Origin of the sequence: Desulfovibrio sp. 3_1_syn3, assembly GCF_000145315.2 — a bacterium.
Classification (GTDB): Bacteria; Desulfobacterota; Desulfovibrionia; order Desulfovibrionales; family Desulfovibrionaceae; genus Desulfovibrio; species Desulfovibrio fairfieldensis.
Genome location: NZ_ADDR02000002.1, coordinates 323922 through 337204, shown reverse-complemented (window position 1 = coordinate 337204; position 13283 = coordinate 323922). Strand labels below are relative to the sequence as shown.

Genomic DNA, 13283 nt, shown 5'->3' with positions numbered 1-13283 from the left:
CTATTCTTTATTCCGCAGCTGGTGCAGTGACGCATTTCATGCGTGAACCGCTCTACTCAGGGCATGGACGCCCGCTATTTGCCGAACAGAATTTCCTGGTAGTTGGGCAAAGCCCACAAATCGTCGGCCACGCGGGTTTCCAGCAGGTCCGCATAGTGACGCACCTCTTTCATGAGAGGCAGCACCTCTTCACAGTAGCGCTGGGCGGCGTCCAGGCTTTCGCCCAGTTGGCCCACGTCGGCCAGCACGTCCTCCAGCCGGGCCGTGGCCGTCTGCAGGCCGCGCAGATGCGCGGTGACCTCGTCCAGGGTCATGGTTTTGTAATCCTTGCCGATGGCCTGCATCTGCGCGGCCGTGCCCGCCAGTTCGCCCTGGTAGCGCATGCCCGCCGGGAAAATGATGGTGCGGGCCATGCGGATGGCCAGATTGGCCTCGGTACGCACGGTCTTGCAGTACTGCTCCAGATAGATGTCCTGGCGGGCCTTGAGCTCGGCCCGGTTCAGCACGCCCTGCCCTTCGTACAGGGCAATGACCTCGGGCCGGGTGAGTTCCGGCAGGGCCTCGGGCGTGTTGCGCAGGTTGGGCAGACCGCGCCGCCGGGCCTCGTTGTGCCAGACTTCCGAATAGCCGTCGCCGTTGAAGATCACGGCGCTGTGTTCCTCAATGACGTGGCTGATAAAGGATTCCACGGCGGCATTGAAAGCCGTGCCGGACTTGATTTCCCGTTCCAGCCAGTCGGCGGCGAAGCCCAGGGAATCGGCCATCATGGCGTTGAGCGCGGTGATGGAACCGGCGGCGGACTGGCTGGAGCCCACGGCCCGGAATTCAAAGCGGTTGCCGGTAAAGGCCACGGGGCTGGTGCGGTTGCGGTCGCCGGGGTCCGTGGGCAGGGGCGGCAGGGTATCCACCCCCACATTCATGACCCGTCCGCTTTTGCCGTTGGCCGCGTCACCGATGCGTCCGGCCCGGAAAGCCTCAAAGACCTCGGTGAGCTGATCGCCCAAAAAGATGGACATGATGGCCGGAGGGGCCTCATGCGCGCCCAAACGGTGATCGTTGCCGGCGCTGGCCACAGTGGCCCGCAACAGGCCGCCGAACTTATGCACGGCGCGGATCATGGCCGCGCAGAAAACCAGGAACTTGGCATTGGCGTGCGGGGTTTCGCCGGGATCAAAAAGCGTGCCCAGCTCCGCGTTGCCGATGGAATAATTGACGTGCTTGCCCGAGCCGTTGATGCCGCTGAAGGGTTTTTCGTGCAGCAGGCATTTCAGGCCGTAGCGCTTGGCCACGTTGCGCAGGGTGGCCATGATGATGTGGTTGTGGTCCACGGCCAGGTTGCTGGGCTCGTAGAGCGGCGCGATCTCGTACTGGCTGGGGGCCGCCTCGTTGTGGCGGGTGCGCACGGGCACGCCCAGCTTGTAGAGTTCGCGCTCCACTTCCATCATGCAGGACAGGACGCGCTGCGGAATGACCCCGAAATACTGGTCGCTGAATTCCTGCCCCTTGGCCGGGCGCGCGCCGAACAGCGAACGCCCGGCGATTTGCAGATCGGGGCGGGCGAAGTTGAAGTTGTGGTCGATGAGAAAATATTCCTGCTCCAGACCGGCATAGGAAATCACCGGTAGATCCGTATGGATGTTGAACAGGGCCAGCACCCGCTGGGCCTCGCGGTTCAGGGCCTGGCCGGAGCGCAGCAGCGGCGTCTTTTTGTCCAGGGCCACGCCCGTCCAGGACAGGAACATGGTCGGGATGCACAGAAAGGTGCCGTTGGGATTTTCCATGATGTAGGCCGGGCTGGTCACATCCCAGGCCGTGTAGCCGCGCGCCTCAAAAGTGGAGCGCAGCCCCCCGGAGGGGAAGGAGGAGGCGTCGGGTTCGCCCCGGATCAGCATGGAGCCGGAAAACTCGGCAATCACGCCGCCCGTGCCGTCGGGCATCAGGAAGCTGTCATGCTTTTCGGCGGTCTGGCCGGTAAGCGGATAAAAGACGTGCGTGAAATGGGTGGCCCCTTTTTCAATGGCCCAGTCTTTCATCACCGCTGCCACGGTGTCGGCAATGGAGGGATCCATGCGTTCGCCGAAGGCAATGGTCTTGTGCAGCGACTTGTACACGTCTTTGGGCAGGCGCTCGCGCATGACGCGGTCATTGAAGACATTGCTGCCGAAAATGTCCGTGGGTCTGGTGTCCGCGAAATTGAGCGGAGCCGCGTCCGGCTTGTAGGTGGTAATGGCCTGGATGGCGCTGTGACGGGCGGTATTGCTGCTCATGCGTGCTCCTCGCAAGTCAAGGCGAAAACGGCTTACTTTACCTCGACGATCTCAATCTCGAAGGTCAATTCCTTGCCCGCCAGCGGGTGGTTGGCGTCAAGCGTGATTTCATCTGCGCCCACTTCAGTGATGGTCACGTCCATCTGGCCCTGCTCGTTGGAAAGCTGCAAGGGCACGCCCGCTTCCAGGGGAATGTGCGACGGCACCTGGGCGCGGGCCACGGTGAAGACCAGTTCAGGGTCGGCGTCGCCGTAAGCCTGGTCAGGCGGAATGGTCACGGTGACGGTTTCCCCGGCTTCATGGCCTTCCACAGCGGCCTCGAAACCCGGGATCAGCATGCCCTTGCCCAGGGTGAATTCCAGGGGGTCGCGCTCCCTGGAGGAATCGAAAACCGTGCCGTCAGCCAGTGTACCGGTGTAGTGCACACGCACCGTGTCGCCTTTTTTAATGGGCATGGAGAACTCCCTGAAACCCGCGTGGCGGGCTGTTTAGGAAGCACTGAAATGGTCTTTTTGCCCTCTGCCCGCGTCAGGCTCACTCTGTACGAAGGTCGGGTTTGGATATCCCCCCTCCGCCCGCAGCTCACCTTGCTTTAGCCGTTGCGACGCAGGAACTTTAGTCGTAGGCGAACTTGTGAGCCGTACGAATAAAGCAAGCTGCCGGCGCGGCAACGGCTAGCGCCCTTGGCAGAGAACAAAAATCCTCATTAATCAGTGCTTCCTTTATTTTTAGTGAGGTGGGGGCGTGTTCCGGCCTGGCGTCGAATGAGGTCAGGAGGGGAAAACCGCCAGTCGCATAAAAAGAAAGCAAAACACGGCGCGGTGCTGATGTCAATGCGCCTTCGGCGGACGCGCAGGGCAAACGCATCTAATTACAGACTTTACAGGCCTTTTATTTGCCGTGATGGTCCGTCAAAACCAGCCTTTTGTGTGCCGGCTGCGTCATCCGGCGCTTTTTGCCGCTCATGTACTTGAGTACAGCCCTGCTCTTGATGCCCGTAAGGCTCGCACGGCTCGCCAACGGGCACGGCCCTTTGGGCCGCCTTTCGGTCGGTTTCCGCGCAAAAAGTGCCGTTTTCCTTGCCGGCACGCAAAAATCCTGCTTCAGCCGTTGCGACGCAGGAGCTTTAGCCGTAGGTGGCTTCTCCTCTTTTCTGCTTGTTCCCCGATCTATCGGGAAATAAAGACTTTTTAGATGCGTCTGCCCTAAGCGGACACGGCCCTGCTCCGGAGCGTGTCCGGCTTGACAGCAAAGGCTTTGCCAAGGATAATTGAAAACTGTTCCTAACGCCATATTGACGTCAGGGCAGGGATTAAACACGCCGCCGCCCGGCGCCAGCCGGAACGGCGTTTTACACGCACACATCGGCCTTTGCAGAGCGAAGGCCGCAGTAATCTTATTTCGAGGTACACATGTCCGACATCCGCTCCGCTTACACCGACAGCCTCCATTTCTACGGCAGGCACACTCCCCGCGAGTTGGCCGAGACCTACGGCACGCCGCTCTACGTCTACAATGAAAATGTCCTGCGCCAGCGCTGCCGCGACCTGACGGCCCTTTCCGGCCAGCCCGGCTTCGGGGTCAACTATTCGATCAAGGCCAACGCCAACCCCGTGCTGCTGCGGATGATCCGCGAAGAAGGCCTGGTGGTGGACGCCATGAGCCCGGGCGAGCTGTTCATGAACGATCTGGCCGGTTTTACGCCCGCCGAAATCCTGTACATCTCCAACAACAATTCCGACACGGAATTGCAGAACGCCCTGGTGCACGGCCTGCTGGTCAGCGTGGACTCCCTTTCCCAGCTGGATACCTTGGGCCGCCTCAATCGCGGCGGCAAGGTCATGGTGCGCTTCAATCCCGGCATCGGGGCCGGGCATCACGCCAAGGTGGTCACCGCAGGCAAGGAAACCAAGTTCGGCGTCACGCCGGACAAAATGGACGAAGTCTTCGCCCTGCTCGCCAGGCATGAGCTGACCCTGGCCGGCATCAATCAGCATATCGGCTCGCTGTTCATGGAGCCCGACGGTTATCTGAACGCGGCCCGGGTGCTGCTGGATCTGGCCGAAACCCTGCCCGACGGCGCGCTGGACAGACTGGAAATCATCGACTTCGGAGGCGGCTTCGGCATTCCCTACCACAAGTATGAGGGCGAGGCGCGTCTGGACATGGCCGATCTGGGCCGTCGCCTGCATGCCATGATCAGCGGCTGGGCCGCCAGCGCCGGTTACAAGGGGCGCTTTCTGGTGGAGCCGGGCCGCTATGTGGCCGCCGAATGCGGCGTGCTGCTGGGCCGGGTCCATGCCGTGAAAAACAACGGCGACAAGCGCTATGTGGGCACGGACCTGGGCTTCAACGTGCTGGTGCGCCCGGCCATGTACGATTCCTTCCATGATGTGGAGATCTACCGTGGCGAGAAGGGCGCGGCGGATGCCGAACCCATGCGCCAGACCATTGTGGGCAATATCTGCGAAAGCGGCGATATTCTCGCCAAAGACCGCCTGCTGCCGGTCATGCGCGAAGGGGACGTGCTGGGCATTCTTGATGCCGGAGCCTACGGCTTCACCATGGCTTCCAATTACAATCAGCGCCGTCGCCCCGCCGAAGTGCTGATCCAGAGTGACGGCACGGCCCGCCTGATTCGCCGCCGCGAAACCCTGGAAGATCTGGCCCGTTGCCTTGACGGCCTGCTGTAGCTCGACGGGCGTCGCGTCAGAACGCAGGGACGGTTCGCATGCCCACGCCTGATCTGAGCACTTCTCCGCGCGCCATCTGGCGGCTGACCTGGCCCCAGATGCTCATGATGTACCTTGTGTTCTTCATGGGCTTCAACACGGTCTGGGTGGCCGGGCAGATCAGCGCCGACGTGCAGGCCGCCCTGGGCATGGTGACCCAGTGCGCCATTTTCCTGATGGTGGTGATCATGGCCGTGTCCAGCGGGGCCACGGCCGCGGTCAGCCAGTCTCTGGGCGCGCGCAAAATGCGCCGCGCCCAGCGTTATGTGGGCACCACCGTGCTTGGCAGCCTGGGTCTGGGCCTGCTGGTGGCCGTGGGCGGCTGGTTTTTCGGCGACGGCATATTGCGCCTGCTCATGGTGCCGGAAAGAATTCTGCCCATCGCCCGCGAACTCTGGCAGGTCACCATGTTGGCCCTGCCCGCCCAGTACATCTATTCCGCCACCGGGGTCATGTTTCGTGCCACGCGCCAGGTATTGCCGCCGCTCTGGGTGGCCGCCCTGGTCTGCGTGGTCAACCTGCTGGCCTGCCTGGGCTTCGGTCTGGGCTGGTTCGGCCTGCCCGCCTTCGGCTACATGGGCCTGGTCTGGGCCAACCTGGGCGCGCAATGCCTGGGGGCCCTCTGCAACTGCCTGCTGCTGGCCAACTCCGGCTATCTGCAACGCCGAGCCCTGCCCACGTTGCGCTGGCTCAAGTCCGGTCTGCCCTATCTGTTGCGGGTGGCCCTGCCTGCGGGCGCGGCCCAGATCGTCTGGCAATCCGGCTATCTCACCCTGTTCGTGCTGGTGGCCTCGCTGCCCACGGACAGCGTCAACGCCCTGGCCGGACTGACCGCCGGACTCAGGGTGGAAGCCCTGCTTTTTCTGCCGGGCATGGCCTTCAACATGACCGTGGCCGTGCTGGTGGGCAACAGCCTGGGCGCGGGCAAACCGGAGGAAGCCAAACGCCTGGCCCTGAATCTGGTGGGCCTGGCCGCCCTGGCCATGAGTCTGGTGGCGGCCCTGCTCTGGCCCTTCCGCCGGGAGCTGGCGGAACTGCTTTCCCAGGAACCCGGCACCCAGGCCCAGATCATCAGTTATCTGACCTACAACCTGATCTCCACGCCCTTTTCCATCGCCAGCACGGTCATGGGCGGCATCATGGTGGGCGCCGGGGCCACCCAGTACAATCTGATGGTCTACGGCGGCACCTTCTGGCTGGTACGCCTGCCCCTGGGCTGGCTGCTGGGGCATCTGCTCTGGGGCACGGCCTCGGGGGTTTTCGCGGCCATGCTGTTTTCACAATGTCTGCAAACCTGCATCATGCTCTATGTGGTGCTTTACCGCGACTGGGCGCGTTTCGCCATGAGGCGCTGGCGGGAGCACCACACGGAACGCAAGCCCGCCTGACGGGCCGGACGCCGTCGCCCGCTTACGCGGCGGGGCCTGAAAAGGAGAACATCTTCATGGACAAGAATTTCACGCCGGTAAGCCTGGACGGCAGCCGGGATTTTTACAGTCTCTGGCAGCGCACGCCGCGCCGCTCCCTGGACTACACCCTGCCCAATCTCTGGGGCTGGCAGGAATATTACGGCCTGGAATGGTGCTTTGACGACGCGCTCTGCTGGATTCGCCAGACCCGTCCCCGGCTGGTCTGCTGGGCTCCGGTGGGCGACTGGAGCGCCGTGGACTGGAGCCGCGTCCTGCCCGCCGCGTTCAGCGAGGCGGCGCATGATTTCGTGCGCGTGCCCGAGGAACTGCTGCGCATCTGGCAAGAGGCCCTGCCCGGCCTGGTGGACCCCGAGGAAGATCGCGGCCAGTGGGAATATCTCTACAAGCAGGAGGAACTGGCCGATCTGCCCGGCAACCGTTTCCACAAGAAAAGAAATCACATCAACAGCTATATCAAGGCCTACGGCAAACCGGACTACCGCCCGCTGGACGACGCCATGGTGGAGGATGTGCTGGCCGTGCAGGATGACTGGTGCCAATGGCACGAGTGCGAGGATTCTCCGTCGCTGCAGGCGGAAAATGACGCCATCAACCGCGTGCTCTCGCACTGGGACAGGTTCAGCGGGCTCCACGGCGGTTCCCTCTATGTGGATGGCCGGATGATAGCCTTCAGCGTGGGTGAAAAGCTGGACGAACTGAGCCTGGGCGTGCACTACGAGAAAGGCCTCAACGGCTTCCGGGGCGTATACCAGACCATCAACTGCGAATTCGCCCGGCATGCGGGCGCGGGCTTCACCTATATCAACCGGGCCCAGGATCTGGATGAGGAAGGGCTGCGCCAAGCCAAGATGACCTACATGCCCACGGATTTTCTGCGTAAATACAAGGTGCGCGTACGCAAGGCCTGACAGGCCGGAACGCGATACGTCCGTAAGGCAAAGCCCCGCGTCATATGGCGCGGGGCTTTGCCTTACCCCTGCCTGCGGGCCGGTCCGCGGCAATGGCAGTGGCCCCGCATCCCGCCTCTGTGGGCCGGGCTCATGCCTGCCGTACGGGGCCGCGCCCATTGATCCGGAAGGTCGCGGCCAGGGCCGCCGTTGCAGGCGTGGCCGCCCTGATGACCGTGGGCATTGCCGTTGCCCGGGGCCTTCTTCTGCCCATGCCCGGCCGCGTGTCCGCAACCGCTTTCCCGCTTGTCATCCGGGCCGTGTTGCCGCTCATGCACGCGCCCGCATTTCCGGACGTCGGTCCGGCCATGTCGCTTGCCGTGCCGCTGATGTCCCGTCAGTTCATCCGCAGCCTGTCCACAGCCATTCCCATTCAGCTTGGTTTCCATGTGTTCTTCCACGAGATTGCTCCTTTTTGGAATATATTTCATATTCTTGTTCAAGAAAAGCCGGGATGGGCATACTGCCTCCCGGCAGGGGCTCACAGCCTCAGCACGTCGCCAGGAAAAGCCCCAGCGGCATGGCCGCTTCCAAAAAATCGGCGCGGCTCAGACGTCCGGCGTCATAGCGCAAAAGTACCGAGCCGGTGGCCGCCTTGAATTCCACCGCAGTAAACTGCCCCGTTTGCTCCAGGGCCTGGCGCAAGGCCGCATGAATGGCCTGTTCCTTGAAGGCTTCGTGCCGCAGGCGCACGCGCCCGTCCGTAAAGCTTGCGATATGCCGCATGAGCGCCTCCAGTGCCGCTTCACGTCGGGCGTCAAGCGGGCCTTCTCCGGCAACGGAAGCTTCCTCGGCGCGCACGTCGCTGATTTGATCAGCACTGGGGGTGAACGGCGCAAGCTCCGGGCGGGAGGCGGTTTCCAGCCGCGCTCCGGTTGCAGCCCGGTCTTTGTCCAGCAAGGCGGCAAAAGCCTCTTCCAGGGGGGCTGCGTTCTGGTTGCGGCCGCGTCCCTTGCCGCCCTGCCCGCCACGGCCTCCGCCGCATCCCTGACCGCCGCCGGACTTACCGCCCAGCAGGGAAAGCACGGAAGAGCCGCCGCCTCCCTTGCCGGCACCGCCCGCACACTTTTTGCCCACGGCCGACAGCACCGACCCGGCCGCTCCGCCGCCGCTCAACAGGCTCTTGCCCACAAAACCCAACAGCCCCAACCCCATTTTGCCCATCATTGTATGTCCTCCATGGCGTCACGGCGGCTTCGCACTCCCTGTTCCGAACCGGTTCCCGCACGTCCCGCGCCGTGCCCCCGGCCACTGTCGTGCCCGCGCCGTCGTCCGGTATGCTCGGGGCGTACACAGGAGTCGGCCCCGTCCCGGCCGTCCGTGATCCCCATCTCCGTCGCGCAGGGGTCCGGCATGCTATCGTGTTCCACGGCAAGAGCCGCATCCCGGCCCAGCACCGCGACGGAACCCGGTCCCCCCTGCCCGCGCCCATGGCATCCGTGACCGAGTGGCCCACCGGACCAGAGTTGCCCGCAGGGGCGCACCGTCACATTGCCGCCGTCACAGCGCAGAGCCCAGCCGTCGCGCAGAGCCATGGCTATACGCCGCCTGGCCTCGCCCAGCAGACGACAGAGGGTCGGCGTGGAAATCCCCATACTGCGCGCCGCCGCGTCCTGCGGCAGCCCCTCGGCGTCTACCAGGCGCATGGCCTCGAACATATCAAGACTCACCACTATTTCCGCCGCGTTCGGGCGGCCTTCGGGCAGATAACGCCGCCATCCGGGAACGGCGTCAATAATACGGATTTTCTGTGGTCTCATTCTTTATTCCATGCGGCAATGCGGTTTTGTTTTGAAATATATTTCATATATAGGCAGCACCCCTTCCCCTGTCAAGGGATCGACCGAAAACGCTTCGTCTGGACGGATTAGGCTGTTTTCCGCCGCTTAGCACGGAGATTCAGAGCGCTGGACCTTGATTGCATCCGGCCCCTGGCCAAGGACCGAATACGGAGGATTCATGGCCTGCCTCGCTTTTCCGCTTTCTCCGATCACTGACGCATGGATATCTGAAACGCCCCTCCCATCGCGGTCTACTTTCCACCGTGCGGGCATAGACTTTGCTCGCCAGCCGCACTCTGTGTGAAATAGAGTTGCCTGTGCAAATTTTATACAAGCCTGGAGTACGTATGTATAAAAGATAGACACTGTCATTCAAGGCTCCACTCCGCGAGAAGAATAAAATTCTCTTGAATTATAATATATTACCTATTTTATCCAGCTTTGGCACGAGCATTGCTATATTCAAGACATGGTGCACGAAATATCGGGCACTGGTTAACAAAAGAAAATATCTGCCGACTGGCGGTTAAATATATACGAAAAGATAAAACAGATTTTCCGTGCCGCTCCCAGCCCCCATCAGGGATGGCGCGGAACCCCCGAAAAACCTCCTCCACTGAATAGAACAATTCTAACCATCAGAACATCCTCCCTCTTTGCGGCCGCCGGTCCCCCCGGCGGCCGCCCCTCTTTTTAGATGCAACACGCAATCACGCGAAGTTATATGTTCGCCCTTGAAATGCATAAGCCCCTAACTTAGAGACTCGTCCTGCAAACCGTGCTGTGCGATATCTCATCCGGCCTTGCCGTAGGCTCCTTCGCGCCCGGCCCCGCGCATATCTGGAACTCGGGGAAAATGGCGGAGCTGAAACGCCTCATATGATCAGAACCTCCTCGGACACGCTGCCCCGTCTGGGCGGGAGCCGCAACAACCGCGCTACGTCCTGCGGATGACGCTTCTGGATGTGGAAGAACGCATGCGCCAGGGGGGGAAACGGGCCATCCCGCTTTTCACGCACTCACTGGCCCATGCAGCCCCTGAAACACCCACTCGCGTCGGCCTGCTTTTCGCCGCACGGGCACAGGCTTTCCATGCCAACCGCACCTGTGTGGAATATGACCACCTATGCAAATTTTATACAGGCCTGGAGCATATCTGTATAAAAAATATACGCCTTTATTTCGGATTTCATCGTTTCGAAAAATAAAATCCTATTGAATTATAAAGTATTAGCTGTTCTATCCAACTTTGGCACGGGCATTGCTTCAGCTAAAGGCAACAGCACACGAAATACCGTGTACCGGAAACGACAGAACTACGACCCCAGAGAAATGCTACTAATCCTAATGGCAAGGTTGTTAGGGTATGGCATGGGCCAAGACTAAAACAGAATTTTCAACCCGCTTCATCATCAACTTGTTTATCCGCCGACGGGCGGTCAATATATACGAAAAAGAATAAAACAGATTTCCGCGCCGTCCCCAGCCCCCATCAGGGGCGGCGCGGAGCCCCCCCTCGAAAAACCTCCTCCTTTGAACAAAATTCTCTAACCATCGGAACATCCTCCCTCTCTACGGCCGCCGGTTGCCCCCGGCGGCCGCCTCTCTTTTTTAAGCAGGCTGCGCTTGAAATTTCCACTTTACGGCGGACAAAGCTCCGCCGGCACCGTGCCTACCCGGAACTATTCGCGCTTGTCGGCGGCCAGGTGCCCGATCTTCGTGGGCTGTTTCTGCGTGGTCACGGGGGGAATTCGGCTGAGTGGGGTACAATTCAAGCCGATCTTATCAAAGACCATGTGCACATATCCTATCACACGGATCGAGCTTCGGATGGATCAGGCTATCTTACAACCGGGGGAGTGTTGGAATATGCGCCCGCAAGGACTGGCCCTGTGGAAGAGGGAGGCATTGAAAACCGCCCCGTCACTAAGGCCGTCCGCCATCTGATCCGCGCCCGGCCTTAGTGTGGGTACAAGCCTTGCTCGTCAATCGCCCTCTGTGTGAAATATAGTCATCTGTGTAAATTTTATACTGGCTTGGTACAGGCCTGCATAAAAAATATACACTTCCATTTCAGGCTTCCAGTCAAAAATCCTATTAAATTACAGTATATTAACTATACTATCCAACTTTGGCACGAGCATTGCTGTAAGAAAGGCAATGACGTCCCAATAAGGGCACCGGGTAAAAAAATATCTGCCGACAGGCGGTCAATATATACGAAAGAATAAAACAAATTTCCGTACCGCCCCAGCCCCCATCAGGGGCGGCGCGGAGCCCCCGAAAAACCTCCTCCGTTGAATAGAATCCTCTAACCATCGGAACATCCCCCTCTTTGCGGCCGCCGGTTATCTCCGGTGGCCGCCCCTCTTTTTTAGAGCATGTTACGCTTGAGATTCCCGCTTTACGGAGGTCAAAGCTCCGTCAACGCGCGTACCCGGAGCTGTTGCTCTTGTGGGGCCAACAGTGCCGGATTACCGGGGGTTGCATTTGCGCGGCGTCGGGGGGAATAGCGCGGCGTCGGGCGTTTATCAGCACTTTGAAATTCGGAACCACCAATACAGTGAAATTGTAATAAAAAATTTTCACTTTGGCTATAGTCATTTTCAAATATATGAATTACATTCATAAGGTATAAAAACTTATCACAGGAAGAATTAGAAATTTGTTTTATATGCTGTGAATCAACACTTACTCTAATATATATTTTTTTATTATAGTTATTTTTAATACCTTTTATATATGAATTATATATATTTTTTAATATACTTCTTGCAGATATGTAATTTTTAGCCCAGAATGCACTTGTTGCAAGCCATGTGATATCAGCTGATGTCTTTTCTACAATTTGATAGATTAATTCTGGTTCTAAAAAAATTTCCCCTCCTCCAGAGATGAGTAAGTAACCGGTATTTGAATCAGTAACAAGATCCATTAATCGATCCACTCTTTCTTTTGTCATTGTATTAAATGCATTTTTTTCTTCATCCATATTTGCACTAAACATACAACGACTACATCCTACGTGACATCATGACGTAAGTAATGCACATATAAATCCTTTTCCATCAAACCTCAAATTCTGATGCACATGAGTGTGCTTTAAAATCAATTTTCTATATTTCCTTGGATATTCAAAAATATTCATACTTATTTCCCTATAGCCAGGAAGGCGTATCACTGAAATTCAACTAAAAGATATAAAACAAGAAATGCCAAAAAGCAGATAAATATGCTGACATATCCTTAGCTTTTGATCTACGCATTAGACTAGAAGTCATTTCATAAATGACTTCTAACGGCAGGTGCAAGTCTGACACGGCGGCAATGCCGCCGGGAACGAGCCGAAAACGACGTTTTTCGACGAAGTGGTCTTCATAAATCGTTCAATGAACGATTTATGAAATGAGTTCTAGTATATCTCAAGGTAGGTGCAGACCATGTTCCCAAAATAGTTCCCGGTATACTGGTTACTCATACGAAACCAACATCGACGAGTTCAATCCGACCCCATATTGAATTTTTCCCAGCCATACTTAGCCTACTTCATAAGCTGTCTATACCTGAAACTCCTGTGGGAGTCATTTCAGCTTCTCGGCAACAGGTCTTTACCCTCTGTCGTGAATGTAGGTTGCGTGGGGGGCATCTTGCCGCCGGGAACTGCAAACGGTTCTGGATTATGGGCTGTCCTGTTATATCCCTTCGGCACGATTGCCCCTGATGCATCTGTACCCGACACGATGCATTGACCATGCATGTCCTGGTCACGCTCACTCATAAGCCGTTTTCTGGCCAGAGCCGCGCTTACCCGGAACTGTCCGCGCTTCTCGGCGGCCATGTGCCCGATCTGAGGGGGCTCTTTCTGCGGAGGTACGGTTCGCAGACCCACGCCCAGAACAACGGTTCCACCGTGGGCATTACGTCCACCACGCATAGCTCCGGGGCGTTGGGGCAAGTACAGGGCGATGCCCTGCGCCCTATCACAAGTGGAGGGATTCACCATTTTGGCTCCAATGGTGGAGGTGCCTTTGAGACACGGGGATACTCAGATCAGCGGGGAGTAGGCGGAGGAGGAAGCATGGGGACACGGCTTGATACCAGTCGCGTCGTGCCTACGGACAACGAA

General features: G+C 58.7%; 9 protein-coding genes. 3 read left to right on the top strand and 6 right to left on the bottom strand.

Translation table 11 applies throughout. The annotated features are described in order from the left end of the window. Positions 1–74: 74 nt before the first annotated feature. Both HMPREF0326_RS12720 and HMPREF0326_RS12715 read right to left on the bottom strand, forming a co-directional pair. Positions 75–2267 carry a glutamine synthetase III family protein gene (locus tag HMPREF0326_RS12720; RefSeq protein ID WP_008684810.1) on the bottom strand — a complete coding sequence of 731 codons (2193 nt, stop codon included), beginning with the start codon at positions 2265–2267 and terminating at the stop codon, positions 75–77. 32 nt (positions 2268–2299) lie between these two features. Further along, on the bottom strand, positions 2300–2722 hold the full coding sequence (locus tag HMPREF0326_RS12715) for an FKBP-type peptidyl-prolyl cis-trans isomerase (RefSeq protein ID WP_008684812.1): 423 nt from the start codon (positions 2720–2722) through the stop codon (positions 2300–2302). A 957-nt stretch (positions 2723–3679) separates the two neighbouring features. Between HMPREF0326_RS12715 and lysA the strand changes: the two genes are divergently transcribed. From lysA to HMPREF0326_RS12700, 3 genes are read left to right on the top strand one after another with little or no spacing between them, the layout of a single operon-like run. Then, positions 3680–4960, top strand: a complete 1281-nt coding sequence (lysA, locus tag HMPREF0326_RS12710) for a diaminopimelate decarboxylase (protein WP_008684815.1) — start codon at positions 3680–3682, stop codon at positions 4958–4960. 38 nt (positions 4961–4998) lie between these two features. Beyond that, positions 4999–6387 (top strand): MATE family efflux transporter, encoded by a 1389-nt coding sequence (locus tag HMPREF0326_RS12705; RefSeq protein ID WP_008684816.1) that lies wholly within the window; start codon positions 4999–5001, stop codon positions 6385–6387. 56 nt (positions 6388–6443) lie between these two features. Next, positions 6444–7337: a DUF2156 domain-containing protein gene (locus tag HMPREF0326_RS12700; RefSeq protein WP_008684817.1), complete on the top strand. Its 894-nt coding sequence runs from the start codon at positions 6444–6446 to the stop codon at positions 7335–7337. A 62-nt stretch (positions 7338–7399) separates the two neighbouring features. Here the strand turns inward: HMPREF0326_RS12700 and HMPREF0326_RS12695 are convergent, their stop codons facing one another. The 4 genes from HMPREF0326_RS12695 to HMPREF0326_RS16935 all read right to left on the bottom strand — a co-directional run bounded on the left by HMPREF0326_RS12695 (position 7400) and on the right by HMPREF0326_RS16935 (position 12149). Next, positions 7400–7777, bottom strand: a complete 378-nt coding sequence (locus HMPREF0326_RS12695; protein ID WP_035060759.1) for a hypothetical protein — start codon at positions 7775–7777, stop codon at positions 7400–7402. Between the two features lie 88 nt (positions 7778–7865). Continuing rightward, on the bottom strand, positions 7866–8543 hold the full coding sequence (locus tag HMPREF0326_RS12690) for a hypothetical protein (RefSeq protein WP_008684818.1): 678 nt from the start codon (positions 8541–8543) through the stop codon (positions 7866–7868). Further along, a complete protein-coding gene (locus tag HMPREF0326_RS12685; RefSeq protein WP_008684819.1) occupies positions 8540–9136 on the bottom strand; it encodes a DUF134 domain-containing protein in 597 nt (198 codons plus the stop codon). Before HMPREF0326_RS12685 ends, HMPREF0326_RS12690 begins: the two co-directional genes overlap by 4 nt. 2434 nt (positions 9137–11570) lie before the next feature. Then, complete coding sequence (locus tag HMPREF0326_RS16935) at positions 11571–12149, bottom strand: hypothetical protein (RefSeq protein WP_147568325.1); 579 nt, start codon at positions 12147–12149, stop codon at positions 11571–11573. Positions 12150–13283: the final 1134 nt, after the last annotated feature.